The sequence below is a fragment of the Vibrio coralliilyticus genome (genome assembly GCF_024449095.1).
In the GTDB taxonomy this organism is placed as follows: domain Bacteria; phylum Pseudomonadota; class Gammaproteobacteria; order Enterobacterales; family Vibrionaceae; genus Vibrio; species Vibrio coralliilyticus_A.
The window spans coordinates 1,582,469-1,600,954 of sequence record NZ_CP024627.1; the positions used below are offsets into that span (position 1 = coordinate 1,582,469).

At 42.8% G+C, this 18,486-nt stretch carries 11 protein-coding genes; 10 read left to right on the forward strand and 1 reads right to left on the reverse strand.

Annotated elements, in window-relative coordinates; genetic code table 11:
- Nucleotides 1-5: 5 nt before the first annotated feature.
- On the reverse strand, nucleotides 6-1,802 hold the full coding sequence (locus CTT30_RS07555; RefSeq protein ID WP_252036544.1) for an ABC transporter ATP-binding protein: 1,797 nt from the start codon (nucleotides 1,800-1,802) through the stop codon (nucleotides 6-8).
- Nucleotides 1,803-1,890: 88 nt separating this feature from the next.
- Here CTT30_RS07555 and msrC point away from each other — a divergent pair, with 88 nt between their 5' ends.
- The 10 genes from msrC (at nucleotide 1,891) to rlmKL (ending at nucleotide 18,478) form a co-directional block, all read left to right on the forward strand.
- The gene (msrC, locus tag CTT30_RS07560; RefSeq protein ID WP_252036545.1) at nucleotides 1,891-2,364 is read left to right on the forward strand and encodes a free L-methionine (R)-S-oxide reductase MsrC; all 474 of its coding nucleotides are present in this window, start codon (nucleotides 1,891-1,893) and stop codon (nucleotides 2,362-2,364) included.
- 98 nt (nucleotides 2,365-2,462) lie between these two features.
- Complete coding sequence (gene proQ / locus CTT30_RS07565; RefSeq protein ID WP_239836428.1) at nucleotides 2,463-3,092, forward strand: RNA chaperone ProQ; 630 nt, start codon at nucleotides 2,463-2,465, stop codon at nucleotides 3,090-3,092.
- Between the two features lie 17 nt (nucleotides 3,093-3,109).
- A complete protein-coding gene (gene prc / locus CTT30_RS07570) occupies nucleotides 3,110-5,104 on the forward strand; it encodes a carboxy terminal-processing peptidase (RefSeq protein ID WP_252036546.1) in 1,995 nt (664 codons plus the stop codon).
- 138 nt (nucleotides 5,105-5,242) lie between these two features.
- A complete protein-coding gene (locus CTT30_RS07575; RefSeq protein WP_252036547.1) occupies nucleotides 5,243-5,905 on the forward strand; it encodes a hypothetical protein in 663 nt (220 codons plus the stop codon).
- 225 nt (nucleotides 5,906-6,130) lie between these two features.
- Entirely contained in the window at nucleotides 6,131-8,737 is a 2,607-nt protein-coding gene (gene pepN, locus CTT30_RS07580; RefSeq protein WP_252036548.1) for an aminopeptidase N, read from the forward strand.
- A gap of 97 nt (nucleotides 8,738-8,834) precedes the next feature.
- Nucleotides 8,835-9,053, forward strand: a complete 219-nt coding sequence (locus CTT30_RS07585; protein WP_239836424.1) for a DUF2835 domain-containing protein — start codon at nucleotides 8,835-8,837, stop codon at nucleotides 9,051-9,053.
- Between the two features lie 188 nt (nucleotides 9,054-9,241).
- The gene (locus tag CTT30_RS07590) at nucleotides 9,242-14,083 is read left to right on the forward strand and encodes an NAD-glutamate dehydrogenase (RefSeq protein ID WP_252036549.1); all 4,842 of its coding nucleotides are present in this window, start codon (nucleotides 9,242-9,244) and stop codon (nucleotides 14,081-14,083) included.
- A gap of 85 nt (nucleotides 14,084-14,168) precedes the next feature.
- The gene (gene pyrD / locus CTT30_RS07595; protein ID WP_252036550.1) at nucleotides 14,169-15,179 is read left to right on the forward strand and encodes a quinone-dependent dihydroorotate dehydrogenase; all 1,011 of its coding nucleotides are present in this window, start codon (nucleotides 14,169-14,171) and stop codon (nucleotides 15,177-15,179) included.
- Between the two features lie 174 nt (nucleotides 15,180-15,353).
- Nucleotides 15,354-15,905, forward strand: coding sequence for a cell division protein ZapC (locus CTT30_RS07600; RefSeq protein WP_239836893.1), 552 nt, complete (start codon nucleotides 15,354-15,356; stop codon nucleotides 15,903-15,905).
- 449 nt (nucleotides 15,906-16,354) lie between these two features.
- Complete coding sequence (gene rlmKL, locus CTT30_RS07605) at nucleotides 16,355-18,478, forward strand: bifunctional 23S rRNA (guanine(2069)-N(7))-methyltransferase RlmK/23S rRNA (guanine(2445)-N(2))-methyltransferase RlmL (RefSeq protein ID WP_252036551.1); 2,124 nt, start codon at nucleotides 16,355-16,357, stop codon at nucleotides 18,476-18,478.
- Nucleotides 18,479-18,486: the final 8 nt, after the last annotated feature.

Below are 18,486 nucleotides of genomic sequence, written 5' to 3' on the forward strand. Positions count from 1 at the left end.
GGGTTTTAGGCGTGCGATTGAACGCTTCCATAAAGCGTCTGGTATAATCCTTCTTGTTCAACCAACTCAACATGCGTGCCTGCCTGTGTAACTTGTCCATCTTCTAAAACGTAGATCAAATCAGCCTGTTTTACTGCCGAGAGTCGATGCGCCACAATCAAGGTTGTGCGCCCATTCAAAAACTCTGTCAGCGCTTTGTGTAGTGCTGCCTCGGTAGCGGTGTCTAAAGCAGAAGTCGCTTCATCCAGAATGACAAACTTAGGATCGCTTAAAATCATACGAGCGATTGCTAGGCGCTGCCTTTGTCCGCCTGATAAACGAATGCCATTTCGGCCCACTTGAGTATCTAAGCCATCACTTAACTGGCTAATGACATCTTGCATCTGTGCGATATCAAGAGCACGCCATAGTTGTAGATCATCGTAGTCGGAACCGAGTGTCAAATTATGCCTTAAACTGTCGTTGAATAGTATAGGTTGTTGTAATACAACGGCAATTTGATCACGAATTACATCAAAACTGATATCATCGGTTGTCTCACCATTGAATCGTATGATGCCTGAGTCTTGGCGATAAACACCAATGAGCAACTGAATTAGTGTCGATTTTCCACCACCGCTTGCACCAACTAATGCCACTTTTTTCCCTGCGGGAATACTAAGACTCAAATTATTGAGGACTCGGCTCTCTTCATTGTAAGAAAAGTCAACGTTTTCGATTCTAACATCCACTTCTCTATCTTCAGTGAATGGGTTGGTTTTGCTGACAGGGCGATGCTCTTCTTCTAAATCAAGGAGAGCATTAATACGGGCCATTGCAGCTTTTGCGCTATACCAAGAAAACTGAATGCCGAGTAGCTCCTGTACCGGGCTAAGCATAAACCAAAGGTAGCCAAAGACGGCAAAAATCTGTCCGATGGTTAAATCACTAAACAGGACCATTAACATGGCTACTGCGCGAAAAAGTTCAAAGCCCAAGAGGAATAGCAAGAAAGAAACTCGACCAGCTGCTTCTGATTGCCATGCGTATTTATCCGCATCAAGGCGAACTTGGTTTGCCTGCTGCTTTAACTCGCCGAGAAACTCACGCTCGCGATTAGCTGCTCGTAGTTGATAAATACCGTCTAAGGTCTCGACCAGCCGGTTTTGGAAGCGCTCGAAGGACTGGTTTTCACTTTTTTTAAGGTGCTTAACTTTACTGCCGAGTTTGCGAGAGAAGTAGATGACAATAGGGTTGACTAGAAGAATAAATAGCCCAAGGCGCCATTCCAACCAAAGCAATACACCAGCGGTGCCGATAACTGTAAGTAAGCTAATAAGAAACTTGCTTAGTGTCGTCCCAATAAATTGATCGATGGTTTCCACATCGGTGATTAAGTGAGCATTAATGCCACCACTACCACGAGTTTCGTATTGTCTGATACTAATACGCCCCAACTTATCAATCATTTTACTTCGCATTTGATAAGTGATGGTCTTGGAAATTAACGTAAACTGTCGCCCCTGAAGAATGTTCAGTCCTTGGCTGACGGTGCGCATGAGAATGACGAGAAGCAGTGTCAAGAAGATATAACCTGTTGGAGTGTGCATTGAAACAGGTAACACTTTATTCATCAACTCGAGGCCGGTTGCAGGCTGGTTTAGAAGAACTTCATCAACCATTAAAGGCATCAAAAGCGGGATAGGGACACTCACAAGAGTGGCTATCAACGCGATAATATTAGCGAGAACAAGCTTCGACTTGTGCTGTTTTACTTGAGTTATTAGCCAAGAACGGCTAATAGTGTTGGGGTTATCAGACATTATAATGAGAATGCTTACTATTTATAATTTACGGAAGATTGTACGTTGATTCATGATGGAAGTCTCTCATTTTCAAATGGAAGTCAGTATGAAAATAGAATATTACCACCGCTTAACCAAGCAAGCTGTCGCACTTTTAGAATCGGAAAAGGACCTTATCGCCAACTTATCTAATTTAAGTGCTCTTTTGAACATGGAGCTTGAGGAACTTAATTGGGTGGGCTTTTATCTAATGAAAGAAGGGGAACTGGTCCTTGGGCCATTTCAAGGTAAACCTGCGTGCGTAAGAATTCCTGTGGGTCGTGGGGTGTGCGGTACTGCTGTTGCAAATAATACCGTCCAGAGGATTCATGATGTGCATGAGTTTGAAGGCCATATTGCGTGTGATGCGGCGAGTAATTCTGAGATCGTCATTCCATTTAGCATTAACGGTAATATTGTAGGTGTTCTGGATATTGATAGTCCGAAAGTCGGCCGATTTAGTGAAACAGATGAAGAAGGTTTGACTTTTTTGATGAGCGAAGTGGAAAAGCTGCTTAATTCACACGCTATCAGTGCATAATTTCCAGATTGAGTGTGGTTTTTCGCTTGCAGGTCACTATAATACCTGAAATATTTATCTTAATGCTCGCGGACAGACCGCACTAACCAGGACTCCTCATGGAAAACACTGAAAAGTTAAAAAACAGCAAAGAAGTTATTGCCTATATTGCTGAATGTTTCCCTAAGTGCTTTACTTTAGAAGGTGAAGCAAAACCACTTAAAATTGGTATTTTTCAAGATCTTGCGGAACGTCTAAGTGACGATCCTAAGGTGAGTAAAACTCAGCTTCGTGCAGCGTTAAGACAGTACACTTCATCATGGCGTTACCTACACGGTGTCAAACCGGGGGCGACTCGTGTTGATCTAGATGGCAATCCAGCGGGTGAGCTAGAAGAAGAGCATGTTGAACACGCGAAAACAGCACTAGCTGAAAGTAAAGCAAAAGTGCAAGCTCGTCGTAAAGAGCAAGCTCAAAAAGCTCGTGAAGAAGGTAAAGCGAAAGCTAAACCGGCGAATAAAAAGCCACAGAGCCGTCGCCCACAGCAAAACAAAACACAGAAAGCCAACAAGCCAGTAGAAACGCGTGCTCTGAACGCTGACGAAATGACGATCGGTAATCAAGTAAACGTAAATATGGGCAAAGGAAACATGGCTGCGACTATCGTTGAAATTAATAAGGAAGATGTGCGTGTTCAACTGTCTAACGGCCTGCAAATGGTTGTTAAAGCGGAGCACCTGCGCGCATAAAGGAGATACTCCTACGCATGAAATGCCGTTCAAAATTGTCGCTGATTGCTGCTAGCCTCTGGCTGGCAGCTTCTTCAGCAAGCGCTCTTGAAGCGAAAATTAACCTCGAAGACTTACCTGTCTTAACTCCCGAAGATCAACATGCAACTGCAAGTAAACGTGTGACCTCACGTTTCACTCGCTCCCATTACAAGCACTTCACTCTCAACGATCAGTTTTCTCAAGCGATATTTCAGCGCTATATTGAATCTCTTGATTTCAACAGAAATGTATTCACTCAAGCTGATATCGATTCATTCAATAAGGTAGCTTTGGATATTGATGACCAGCTAAAGTCAGGTAATAACCAAATCGCTTTTGACATCTATAACTTGTCGATGAAACGTCGCTACGAAAGGTTTGTCTATGCGTTGTCTCTACTTGATAACGAAATGAAGTTTGATACAGATGAAAGTATTGAACTTGATCGTAGTGAAGCGGCTTGGCCGAAAGATACAGCAGAGCTTAATGAGCTATGGAGAAAACGTGTTAAATATGATGCGTTGAATCTCAAGCTAACCGGTAAAAACTGGGATGAAATTAAAGACGTTTTAGGCAAACGTTATAACAATGCACTCAAGCGCCTCAGCCAAACTCATAATGAGGATGCATTCCAACTGTATATGAATGCGTTTGCTCGAGAAGTGGACCCCCACACCAGCTATCTTTCTCCTCGAAATGCTGAGCAGTTCCAAACAGAGATGAATTTGTCTCTAGAAGGTATTGGCGCTGTTCTTCAAATGACAGATGATTACACTGTTATTCGTTCATTAGTGGTTGGTGGCCCAGCATCCAAGAGCAAACAATTGGCTGAAGGTGATCGTATCATCGGTGTTGGTCAGGATGGCGAAGGTATCGTTGATGTCATCGGCTGGAGGTTGGATGATGTTGTTCAACTAATCAAAGGGCCGAAGGGCACTAAAGTGTATCTGCAAATCTTGCCTGAAGGTAAAGATGCTAACGCGGAAGTCATTACCATTGTTCGAGATAAAATCCGACTTGAAGACCGCGCTGTAAAGTCTGAGGTGGTTGAAAAAGATGGTAAGAAGATTGGCATACTAGAAGTACCAAGCTTTTATGTTGGCCTCGCGAAAGACACAGATAAATTGATTACAGAACTGAAAGGTAAAGGTGTTGACGGTATCATTGTTGATCTTCGCAACAATGGTGGTGGAGCACTGACGGAAGCGACGGCTTTATCCGGCCTTTTTATTACCAGTGGGCCAGTGGTGCAAGTTCGCGACAGTTACGGGCGTGTCAATGTGAATAGTGACACTGATGGTAAAATCAGTTACGACGGCCCTATGACAGTTCTTATTAATCGATACAGTGCATCGGCTTCAGAAATTTTTGCTGCTGCAATGCAAGACTATGGCCGAGCAATCGTTCTAGGTGAAAACTCATTTGGTAAAGGGACTGTGCAACAGCATCGCTCTTTAAATCATATTTATGATCTATTTGATAAAGAGCTGGGTTATGTACAGTACACGATTCAAAAGTTTTATCGCATCGATGGTGGCAGTACTCAGAACAAAGGTGTAGCACCCGATATTGCGTTCCCAACCCCGATCGAACCAAGCGATACGGGTGAAAGCGTTGAAGACAATGCGCTGCCTTGGGATAGTATTGATAAAGCTAAATATGAAGTGTTACAGCGTAACAGTGAATTAATCAAAAAACTCGATGCTCAGCATCAGGCAAGAATAGCTAAGGATTTAGAATTCCAGTTTATTTCTGAGGATATTGCGAAATACAAAGCAGAAAAAGACGATAATACTTTGTCTCTTAACGAGAAAGTTCGTAAGGATGAAAGTGATAAAGCGGATGACGATCGCTTGGCTCGTATTAATTTAAGGCAAACTGCTCATGGAGAGAAACCATTTAAATCTCTTGATGACGTGCCAAAAGATTATGAAGCTCCAGATGCATACTTGGATGAGTCGGTAGCTATCATGGTTGATATGCTTAAGTAATTGAAATATTTGAAATAAAAAGCGAGCTAATTTGTAGCTCGCTTTTTTTATTTAAATAATTAACGTGATATAGATCAAAAAATTTCGCTTATTCAGATTTCCGCACCTAAGCTTATAGAAAAGAGTGAGGGATGCGATATGAGATGGATTGGAATTCTACTGACTTGTATAAGCGTTTCTGTGTTCGCAAGCGAAACCAGAGATAACAGCGATTTGACCCAATTCGATCAACCATTCTTACTTGGGGATTGGTACCTTGTGAACCCAAACCCAGAACAATCAGAAGAAAATTTCTTAGCAATCAAACTTAGTCTCGACTCCAACTACAGTTTCCAAATTGATATTCAAAAGCGCGATTACTCTGTGGATCATTGGGAGGGGCTTTATGCGGCAAATGAAGATACGATAATTCTAGGTTTAAACACGTCTGAGCCGCAAATATACAATTACAGCAGTAACCATAATATGCTTAACCTTAATGGCGTGGTTTTCACAAAAGCTTTATCTAATTCACTTGCTGGTATGTGGTCTAGTGCTCAGCTAAGTGGGCATGAAATGATTGCAAGTGAAGTGCAACGTATGGATCTCATTTTGCAGCCAGATTTTGTGTTCATGTTTAGAGTCAGCAATGAAGAAGGCGATGAAGCTATCCATAAAGGTGTTTATTACACAGAAGGGGAGCATTTAGTTTTACTGTATGAAAATGGTGAGCATGAAACGAGATACAGCTTGAACAGTGATATTTTGACATTAGAGATGGAAGAAGGTGCACTTTATGCTGTTTTGAATCGAGTCAGGTGATATAACAAGCATTAAAAGATGGTGATTATTTAGACGTATAATTTGAAAATACTAACCACAGCAGCTGAAAAGCGAGGTATTTAGACATAATACCTCGTTTTTTTAATTTTCTGAGGTTAAGCTAGCTGAAAAGAAAGTAGCAGTGTTTTTAAATAACAACATACTCACCAAGTGCTCTTGTAGAGCAGTTCACAGTGTATTACATCTAGTCAGAAGGATTTCGACATGGCTCAAACACCTCAAGCCAAATACCGTAAAGATTATACCTCTCCATCACACACTATTTCCGACATTGATTTAACCTTTGAGCTTCATGATACCGCAACTATAGTCACGGCGGTTTCTCAAGTTAAACAAATGAAAGATCAAAGCACGCTTCGCCTTGATGGCGAAAGTCTCAAGTTAGTGAGTATTTTCGTTAATGGTGAAGCTTGGACTCGATTTGAAGAGCTTGAAGGTACATTGGAGATCTCTGCTTTACCTGAAGAATTCGAACTGAAAATTGTTACTGAGATTAATCCAGAAGAGAATACCGCTCTGGAAGGATTATATAAGTCTGGTGGTGCATTTTGTACGCAATGTGAAGCGGAAGGTTTCCGTCGTATCACTTACTACATGGATCGTCCTGACGTTTTGGCTAAATACACCACCAAAGTCATCGCGGATAAATTCGAGTACCCATTCTTGTTAAGCAATGGTAACCGTATTGCTGAAGGTGAACTGGAAGGCGGTCGCCACTGGGTTCAGTGGCAGGATCCTCATCCTAAGCCAGCCTATTTGTTCGCATTGGTAGCCGGAGACTTTGACGTTCTTCGTGATAGATACGTAACAAAATCAGGTCGTAATGTTGAGTTGGAGATCTTTGTTGATAAAGGCAATCTGGATCGTGCCCCTCATGCCATGACGTCTCTTATTAACTCAATGAAGTGGGATGAAGAGCGTTTTGGTCTTGAGTATGACCTAGATATCTACATGATTGTTGCCGTTGACTTCTTCAACATGGGGGCAATGGAAAACAAAGGCCTGAACATCTTTAACTCTAAATTTGTTTTGGCTAATGATCAAACGGCAACAGATACTGACTACCTAGGTATCGAAGCAGTCATTGGTCACGAGTACTTTCATAACTGGACGGGTAACCGAGTGACGTGCCGAGACTGGTTCCAATTGAGCCTGAAAGAAGGCCTTACTGTATTCCGTGATCAAGAATTTTCTTCTGATTTGGGTTCTAGAGCGGTGAATCGTATTAACAACGTACGAATTATCCGTGGCCCACAATTCGCAGAAGATGCGAGCCCTATGTCACATCCAATTCGACCTGAAAAAGTTATAGAAATGAACAACTTCTATACTTTAACGGTATACGAAAAGGGTAGTGAAGTTATCCGAATGATGCACACACTGCTGGGAGAGGAAGGCTTCCAGAATGGTATGAAGCTTTACTTTGAGCGGCATGATGGTACTGCGGCAACCTGTGAAGATTTTGTCGCGGCTATGGAAGATGCATCAGGTGTCGATCTGAAACAATTTCGCCTATGGTACAGCCAGTCAGGTACACCAACGGTATCTGTCACAAGTGAGTATGATTCTGCGGCACAAACGTATTCGCTTACTGTTTCTCAGCACACTGAACCGACTCATGAGCAGCAAGAAAAGCAGCCGCTTCATATTCCATTTGATGTTGAGTTGTATGCGGAAAACGGTGATGTCATTGAGTTACAATGTAACGGTGAAAAAGTCGATAATGTTCTTAACGTTACCGAAGCTGAGCAAACCTTCGTGTTCGAAAACGTATCTGAGCAACCAGTACCGTCCTTGCTACGTGAGTTCTCTGCACCAGTTGTTTTGGAGTACGATTATAGCGATGAAGAACTGATTTTCCTGATGGTGCATGCGCGTAACGAATTTGCTCGTTGGGACGCTGGTCAAATGCTGTTAGCAAAATACATTCGTAGTAACGTTGAAGCAGTGCAAAACGGTCAAGATGTTGAACTGTCTCCAGCGCTAATTGATGCCTTCCGAGGTGTCTTACTATCAGACAAGCTTGAACCAGCATTTATTGCTGAGATGATGGCATTGCCAAACCACAATGAAGTATCCGGTTGGTACAAGCAGATTGATGTAGACGCTGTTGCTAAAGTGCTTAAATCCATCAAAATGAAGCTTGCTTTCGAGCTAGAAGATGAGTTTGGCGCGCTTTATCACAGCTTGACGCAGTCAGAATATACGATTGATCACGATGCAATTGGCAAGCGCTCTTTGCGAAATACAGCTTTGGCGTATCTTGCGTATACAGATCAAGGCAACAGATTAACTGAAAGACAGTATTCTGAAGCCAACAATATGACAGATACGATTGCGGCGATGAGCGCGGCGAACAGTGCCCAACTTGAATGCCGTGAAAAATTAATGGCTGATTACAGCAATAAGTGGAAGCATGATGGTTTGGTCATGGATAAATGGTTTGCTTTACAGGGTACAAACCCAGCCGAAAATGTGCTGGAAGTCATCAAGGACACGATGAGTCATGAAGCGTTCAGCTTGAAAAATCCAAACCGAACTCGCAGCCTGATTGGATCTTTCCTGAATATGAACCCAGTGCGGTTCCACGCTAAGTCAGGTGAAGGCTACAAGTTCGCGGGAGAGATTTTGAAAGAGCTCAACAGTAGTAACCCACAAGTTGCTTCGCGGCTCATTGACCCATTGCTCAAGTTCCGCAAGTATGATGAAGAGCGTCAAGCTTTGATTAGAACTGAGCTTGAAGCACTCAAGTCAATGGATAACTTAGCAAAAGACCTGTTTGAAAAGGTCAATAAAGCACTAGAATCCTAGGGCTTTAATAGAAACAGTAGCGCCACATAGCGCTACTGTTTATTTATACAGTTATTTTGTCAGTGTGAACAAACCGTTACTTTTTTAATCAACACAAATGAATCACTACTACTTTTCACTTAACATCTCTTATCAATCTTTTCTAGCTCATTACAGTGGAGCTGCAAGCAACGTTTTAGTGATAACTGATAATGGTTTACGCTTACAATTGCCTGCATCGAGGTTCAGACCTTTTCTTAGTCAAATCGGCCTTAAAGGTCGCTTTCGTTTAACAACTGACCAAAATAACAAGTTTATTAAGTTAGAAGTTCTGTGAGCAACTGATTTTATAGGAGTTTAAATAGTGCCTTAGTCACATTATCGAACATTTCACCTCCTACCACTCCTAAAAGAATTAACTATTTATCAATAAAGCTTTTACAATAAAGCGGCATTACCCGTGTTAAGCACTATGCTTACAACATCCCCCAAATATATATACAATTCTAATTGTGGAGTGTGATTATGACCGCGCGTGAAACTCTGATGCCGGTTCTGCTTGAAAAGGTCTACAAACTGATTCAAGACAAACTCGAGCTTGCTCATCAACCCCTAGTCACTCAACTTGCTCAGCATTTATTCAATAACATATCTCAAGACGATCTAGTCGAACGAAACGAATCTGATTTGTATGGTGCTGTAGTCAGCCTTTGGCACCATATTAATGAGAAAAAAGCAGATGATGTATCGGTTCGAGTTTTTAACCCGACCGTAAGCCGTCAAGGATGGCAATCCACACACACCATTGTAGAAATCGTCGTTCCCGATAGTCCATTCCTTGTTGATTCGGTAAAAATGGCGCTTAGCCGTTTAGATTTAGCTTCCCACCTTATGCTTCATGGCCCTACACAAATTGAACGCAATAAAAAAGGTGAGATCATAAGTATCAACGAAGGAGAAGGTGTTCTCCAGTCACTGTTCCATATTGAGGTTGACCGCTTAAGTGCGAAGGAGATGATGAGCTCGCTAAAAGAAGAGCTTTTGAAAATCCTGACGGATACCGCTCTAGTGGTGCAAGATTGGTTGTTGATGGTCGAGAAACTGGAAGAAGTAACGAACCAAGTTGAAGCGCATGAAGGCAAAGTTGATGTCGAACGTGATCGTTATGAGGAAACGATTAAGTTCTTACGCTGGTTAGGCGATCATAACTTCACATTCATGGGCTACAAAGAATATGACTTGGTCAATGTGGATGGTGATACAGAGCTTCGTCCAACAGCTGATAAAGGGCTGGGGCTGTTTGCGAATCGCGATCGTGTCCGCAGCGTTAAGCTTTCTGACTTTCCAGATTCGGCACGCTTAGAAGCGAAAAAGCCGTTTTTGTTGATCATGACTAAAGGCAATACGCCTTCGCGAATTCACCGTCCGGCATATACGGACTACATCGGTATCAAGAAATTTGATAAAGATGGTAAAGTCATTGGTGAGCACCGCTTTACGGGTCTTTACACTTCAGCTGTCTACAATCAAAGTGTGGAAAGCATCCCATTAATCCGCGAAAAAGTAGAACGTATCCTAGCCGCAAGTGGCTACCGCGAAGGTTCATACTCCTATAAAGCACTGCACAACATCTTAGAAAACTATCCGCGTGATGAACTACTTCAAGCCAACGAAGAAGAACTTCTTGAAGTGGGCATGGGCGTAGTGCAGATGCAAGATCGCGACATGCTTCGTTTATTTGTTCGCAAAGACCCGTTTGGTCGCTTCTTCAGTTGCATGGTCTACGTAACGAAAGATCGTTATAACACAGAGCTTCGTCGCCAGACTCAGCGAATATTAAAACAATATTTTGGCTGCGATAAAGAAGTAGAATTCACAACTTATTTCTCTGAAAGCCCACTAGCCAGAACTCATTACATTGTTCGTGTTGATAACAACAACATGGATGTAGACGTAAAAATGATTGAGCAAAACTTAATGGAAGCATCTTCAACTTGGGATGATCGCCTATCAGACGCGATTGTAGCGAACTTCGGTGAAAGTAAAGGTCTGCCTTTATCGAAAGAGTATCTACGTGCATTCCCTCGTTCATATAAAGAAGATGTTATGCCAGGTTCTGCGGTTGCAGATATCGAACGCCTTGAGGCATTGAGTGATGACAATAAACTAGGCATGCTCTTCTATCGCCCACAAGAATTGGGTTCAGATTCAAAGTCAGTTCGTCTGAAACTTTATCATCGTGATGAGCCTATTCATCTATCCGATGTGATGCCGATGCTGGAAAACCTTGGCTTACGTGTTATTGGAGAATCACCTTACGAAGTTCGCAAAGCGAACGGGCAGGTTTATTGGATCCTAGATTTCTCTATGCTGCATAAGAGCGAGAAAACTGTGGATCTTCGTGAAGCTCGTGATCGCTTCCAACAAGCGTTTGCTGCTATTTGGGCTGGCGAACTAGAAAGTGATGGCTTTAACCGTTTAGTTCTTGGGGCTTCACTCACTGGCCGTGAGATTTCTATTCTGCGTGCATACGCTCGTTACATGCGCCAGGTCGGCTTCCCATTTAGTCAACAATACATAGAGGAAACACTTAGTCACTACCCAGAATTAGCTAAGTGTCTTGTTGAGCTATTTGCCAAGCGCTTTGATCCTAAGTTCAAAGGCAGCCAGAAAGGTCAAAATGATCTGACGAAAAAGATCACTGAGAAATTGGACCATGTAGAAAGTTTGGATGATGATCGTATTCTCCGCCGTTACATGGAAATGATCACTGCGACACTGCGTACTAACTACTACCAGCTAGATGAGAAAAAGCAGAATAAGCCTTGGTTATCATTGAAAATGAAGCCGAGTGATATTCCGGAGATCCCGCAGCCAGTACCTGCATTTGAGATCTTTGTTTACGCCCCAGACATTGAAGGTGTGCACCTTCGTGGTGGTAAAGTGGCCCGAGGTGGTTTGCGATGGTCAGACCGTCAGGAAGATTTTCGTACAGAAATCCTCGGCTTAGTAAAAGCGCAGCAAGTAAAGAATACCGTTATTGTGCCAGTCGGTGCAAAAGGTGGCTTTGTTTGTAAGCGTCAGCATACGTTGAGTGGTCGTGACGAGATTTTCGCAGAAGGCCAGCGTTGCTACAAACGCTTCATTCGTGCACTTCTAGATGTGTCAGACAACATCATCGAAGGGGAAGTGGTTCCACCTAAGAGTGTGGTTCGTCATGATGATGATGATCCATATCTAGTGGTTGCTGCAGATAAAGGCACGGCAACATTCTCTGATTTAGCAAACTCAGTTTCCGATGAATACAACTTCTGGCTTGGAGATGCGTTTGCTTCTGGCGGCTCTAACGGTTATGACCACAAAGCCATGGGCATCACGGCAAAAGGTGGTTGGGAGTCTGTAAAACGTCATTTCCGTGAAATGGGGATTGATTGTCAGACCACGGACTTTACCGTGATTGGTGTCGGCGATATGGCTGGTGACGTATTTGGTAATGGTATGCTCCTATCTAAGCATATCCGTCTTCAAGCAGCGTTTAACCACATGCACATCTTTATTGACCCAAATCCGGATTCAGCGAAGAGTTGGAAAGAGCGTGAGCGCCTGTTCAAATTGCCTCGCTCAAGTTGGGAAGATTACGATGCGAAACTGATTTCTAAAGGCGGTGGTATTTTCTCTCGTCGTGCGAAGTCGATTACACTAACGCCAGAAATTCAAAAAATGATTGGTACCAAGAAAGCTTCCTTGGCACCAAATGAGCTCATTAAGATGCTACTGAAAATGAAAGTCGATCTTTTATGGAACGGTGGTATCGGAACTTATGTGAAAGCATCAAGCGAAACTCACACTGATGTTGGTGATCGTGCTAACGATGTTTTACGTATCGATGGGCGTGACCTGCGAGCAAAAGTGGTCGGTGAAGGCGGTAACTTAGGTATGACTCAGTTAGGTCGTATCGAGTATGCATTGACCGGTGGTCGCGTAAATACAGACTTTGTCGATAACGTTGGTGGTGTAGATTGTTCGGACAACGAAGTTAACATTAAGATCTTCTTAAATGGTCTTGTTGCTAATGGTGATCTTACAGTCAAGCAGCGTAATAAGATTCTCGAATCGATGGAAGATGAAGTCGGTGAAATCGTACTTGATGATGCATATTGCCAATCTGAGTCTATTTCAGTAACTGAACAGCAGGGTACTTCTCTAGTCAAAGAGCAGATTCGCTTTATTCACGATTTAGAAAAAGCGGGGCACCTTGATCGTGCGCTTGAGTATATCCCTGATGATGAAACCTTACTGGAGCGAGAAAAGCTGGGCAAAGCATTAACTCGACCAGAACTCTCCGTCTTGGTCGCTTATGGCAAGATGGTTCTGAAAGAAGAGTTAGTCCATGATGATATCGCAAACGATGATTATCATGCTCAGCAGCTGGTTAATTATTTCCCTACTGAGTTACGCCGTAACTATTCTCAACAAATGGACAACCATCCTCTACGTGCTGAGATTATTGCAACAGCGCTTGCGAACCAGATGGTTAATGAAATGGGTTGTAACTACGTGACACGTCTACAAGAAGAGACAGGTGCTCACGTTGTAGATATTGCTAATGCATATGCAGCTTCTCGCGAAATTTTTGGTTTAGGTGATGTACTCAAATCACTGCGCGAACTAGATAACCAAGCTTCAACAGAAGCTCAGTACGATATGATGTTTTATGTCCGTCGGACTTTACGTCGACTGTCTCGCTGGCTGTTACGTAACCGCACTGGCCGTCAATGTGTGAAAGCATTGATCGAACTTTATCAAGGCGATGTAGAAACGATCAAAGCCAAGCTTGACGATATGCTGGTTCCATCAGAAGTGGAAGAGCATAATGAAATGGCACAAGCATGGATTGAACAAGGTATTAGTCCAGAGATTGCCAACTACGTTTCTCGCTTGTCTAGTTTATACTCAGTACTGGACATTTCCACAGTAGCTAGAGAAAAAGGCAAATCAGTCGAGCAGAGCGCTAAGCTGTACTACAACTTGGGCGATCGTTTGTCTCTGCATTGGTTCTTGAAACAGATCAACGGGCAGGCCGTAGACAATCATTGGCAAGCGTTAGCAAGAGCGGCTTTCCGTGAAGATCTAGACTGGCAGCAACGCCAGTTGACCGGTCAAGTTCTGAGTTGCAGTTGTGCACCGGAAGATCTTGATGTGATGAAAGCACTGGATGATTGGATCGCCAATAATGAAGTCTCCCTTCATCGTTGGGAGAATATCCTTAATGAGTTTAAAGTTGGCTCGGTGCATGAATTTGCTAAGTTCTCCGTTGCTTTACGTGAATTGATGCTGCTTAACTTAAACTGTTCCGCGAACGAGTAATCAACACATATTTCGTTGAATTATTCGGTAAAACAGTCAATAATACAGCCCCGTTTATACGGGGCTTTTTTCTATCGGAGGCAAAATGCTTTACCGTCTAGCCAGAGCTGGCTTTTTTCAACTTGATGCCGAAAAGGCACATGATCTCGCAATTCAAAACTTCAAACGTTTCACAGGAACACCTCTCGATCTTCTTTATCGTCAACAACTTCCAAATCGTCCTGTTGAATGTATGGGGCTCACTTTTCGTAATCCTGTTGGCCTTGCCGCTGGCTTGGATAAAAATGGTGAATGCATAGAGGCTTTTGATGCGATGGGCTTTGGTTTTGTTGAAGTTGGAACTGTAACACCAAGACCACAAGCTGGTAATGATAAGCCGCGTCTTTTCCGGTTGGTGGAAGCGGAAGGTATCATCAACCGAATGGGCTTTAACAACTTAGGTGTCGATAATCTAGTTGATAATGTGAAGAAAGCAAACTTCAATTGTGTGCTTGGTATCAATATCGGTAAGAACAAAGATACACCAATTGAAAAGGGTGCCGAAGATTACCTGAACTGTATGGAAAAAGTGTATGAGCACGCAGGTTACATCGCGGTAAATATCTCATCGCCGAATACTCCGGGATTACGCTCACTTCAATATGGCGAGGCTCTAGATGAGTTGCTTTCCGAATTAAAAGTAAAGCAGGCCGAATTAGCTGAGAAACACAATAAATATGTTCCGCTTGCTCTAAAGATCGCACCAGATCTCAGTAACGATGAGATCAGCCAAATTTGTGATTCTTTACTGAAGAATAAAATCGATGGTGTTATTGCGACCAATACGACATTGGATCGCAGTATTGTCGAAGGTATGAAGCACGCAAATGAAGCAGGAGGTTTAAGTGGTCGACCAGTTCAATCTCGTAGCACGGAAGTTGTACGTCGTTTGCATGAAGAGTTGGGAGAGCAAATTCCCGTCATAGGGGTAGGTGGCATTGATTCGTACGTGGCTGCAAAAGAAAAGATGATGGCTGGAGCGCAACTTGTACAAGTTTACTCTGGTTTCATCTATCACGGGCCCGCACTGGTCAGAGATATTGTTAAAAACCTATAATCTATTAGTGACATTGTCACACGAGAAAATGGTTTGAAATTACTCGGTTTCTGAAGAGGGGATGATTTATCATTTCCTCTTTTTTTTTGCTTATTAGCGAATAGAATTTCGGTAAATGTATGGGAAGGTAATTGAGTGTTTTACCTGAATTAACTTTTACACGAGATTGGAATGATGCTTAAACCGAGTGACAAATGGACTTGGTACTATGATGACGCAGAGCAGCACCTAATGCTGGATCTGGGTGATGATATGGTATTCAAGACAAATCTTTCCAAAAAGTTGATTGTAGATTGTGCAATAGGTGTGAATGAGTTCTCCGTTGATGACGCATCTGCTTATCAAACCTATAAAGAGCAAATCGCCCATTTAGACCTTTCAGAACCTCGCCAAGCAGAACTGGCACTTTACTGTGTTGCTGCCAAGCGTTTCCATAAACCAGTACAGCCCAAGAGCTGGTTTTTTGATTGTCTCTCGAATGGTCTTGATACTCCTAAAGAAGGGGACTTTGTCCAGTTATCTAATAGCTACAGTGATGGATGCTTCCTGGTTCTGGAAGTAGGAGATAACGCAAGTCTATGCGCATCTATTAATTTGGACGCCTTTGTTCTTAATGGCGTGAAATCTCTCGCATTCGGTCAGGCAATAAAAGTGATGCATGACCGTATGGCTAATATTAACCATCTTTTCGCTGGTCAGACACAGCCAATGGCTCTGGTCAGCTAACCATTCGTTCCTTTGTTTCATTTCCCCGTCGGCCTGTGTGCCGACTTTTTTTTGCCTGCTCGTCGTATATTGAGAGGGTACATCCGTAATTAACCCATAAATTTTCGATTTAACTATCAATAAAATATTCCTGTTATTGATGATAGCAGAGCTGTTAGTTGTTATTTATTCCCCAATTAGCTCAAAAATGAAACTTTATTACACATTAGATATCATTTGGTGTAGTCCAGATTTGCTGTGAATAAGCATTCACTATCACCTTAAGCCAAAAGATAGGTAGGAAATTGAAAAGACACTAATGAGTACTTTGGAATTTATGGATCAAATCAACATTGATGATGTTTTGCTCAATCAAGTGAATTGAGTGGGAGATTGACTCGGATTGGGCTAACGAAATTGTTATGGGACAGGTATAATGAAGGGTCATTTATCAAGAATTTAAAAACACTATGCATCAATATCTTGCGGTTACGTCCAACGGTTTGGAAAACTTGTTGGTTGAAGAGTTAACTAAGCTAGGGATCACTAATGCCAAACCTGTTCAAGCAGGGGTACGCTTTAAAGCATCAAATGAGCAAATTTATCGTTGTTGCTTATGGAGCCGCTTAGCGTCGCGTTTCGTCCGTGTGTTATCCGAGTTCACTTGTAACGATGATATGGATATCTATCTAGCAACGTCTTCAGTGAACTGGGTAAACCAATTCCATAGTTCGAAGATGTTTGTTGTTGATTTCAATGGTACTAACCGAGAAATCCGCAATAGCCAATACGGCGCAATGAAAGTGAAAGATGCCGTAGTGGATAGTTTCGAGAAAAAGAACTTGCCAAGACCGTCGATCAGTAAAGATCGTGCAGATCTTCGTATTCATGTTCGCCTGCATCGCGATAAAGCAATTCTTGGCGTGGATATGGTGGGGGGAGGCCTGCACCAACGTGGTTATCGTCCTGAGTCTGGTCGTGCGCCACTTCGCGAAACCCTAGCTGCTGCCATTATTCTTCGTAGTGGCTGGAGTGCTGATAAGCCTCTGCTAGACCCTATGTGTGGTTCAGGCACGCTATTGATTGAAGCAGCCATGATGGCGGCGAACATGGCACCAGGCGTCAATCGTGAAAAATGGGGCTTTGAGTCACTAGAAGACTTTGAACCTGAGCTTTGGGCTGAGATTAAATCAGAAGCAGCAGTACAGGCGAGAAAGGGCGTCAAAAAAGTTGACACTAAGTTTTTCGGCTTTGACAACGATGCAAAAGTACTTAAAACGGCAAAAGACAACGCCCGTCGAGCAGGTGTTGATGCTCTGATTGAATTTAATCTTGGCGATGCCGCTCAAGTTAAACGTCCTAAAGAGTTTACAGCAGGCGTTATTGTTTCAAACCCGCCATATGGTGAGCGTTTAGGGACGCATCCAGGCTTAATTGCTCTGTACACCGCATTTGGTGCCCAGCTAAAATCTGAATTTGGTGGCTGCCAAGCGTCTATATTCTCTAGTTCTGACGAGCTTTTAAGCTGTTTGCGCATGCGCGCAGATAAACAGTTCAAACTGAATAATGGTGCGTTACCTTGTCACCAGAAGAACTACTTGATTAGTGAGCGTCCGGTAGAAAATGAAGGTGTCAATGTCACAGAGTCGTTAATTGCTCCTGATTTCTCTAACCGATTGAAGAAGAACATTGCCAAAATTGGCAAATGGGCGCGCAAAGAAAAGCTCGATTGCTACCGAATCTATGATGCAGACCTACCTGAATATAACGTAGCTATTGATGTTTACCTCGATCATCTTGTGATCCAAGAATACGCTGCACCAAAGAATATCCCAGAAGAGAAGGCGAAGCGCCGTTTAACGGATATTATTCGTGCAGCAATTCAAGTGACTGGTACGGAAGCAAATAAGGTTGTGCTTAAGGTCCGAGAGAAGCAAAAGGGACGCTCACAGTATCAGAAACTCTCCCAAGAATCTGAAACCATGCATGTTAACGAATATGGCGTTAATTTGATCGTCAATCTGCATGACTATCTCGATACGGGCTTGTTCCTTGATCATAAGCTAACTCGTCGCAAGTTGGGTGAAATGGCCAAAGGTAAAGACTTCTTGAACTTGTTTGCTTACACAGGTTCAGGTACCGTTCATGCGGCCTGTGGTGGTGCGAAATCGACAACAACAGTGGATATGTCTAATACCTATCTTGAGTGGGCTAAAGAAAACATGAAGCTTAATGGTCAGGTAGGGAGGCAGCACAAATTTGAACAGGCAGACTGCTTGCAGTGGCTAGAAAGTTCAAATTCACAGTTTGACCTAATTTTTATTGATCCTCCGACGTTCTCTAACTCGAAGAGGATGCAGCAAAGTTTTGATGTTCAAAGAGACCATATTCAGCTGATGAAAAATCTAAAGCGACTGCTACGTCCAGGTGGAACCATCGTATTCTCGAACAATAAACGACAGTTCAAAATGGACATAGAAGCGATGAGTGAATTGAATCTCAATGCGAAAAATATATCGAGTCAAACTTTGCCGTTAGACTTTTCTCGCAATAAACATATTCACAACTGCTGGATTGTGACTCACACAGAATAGTAGGCCAA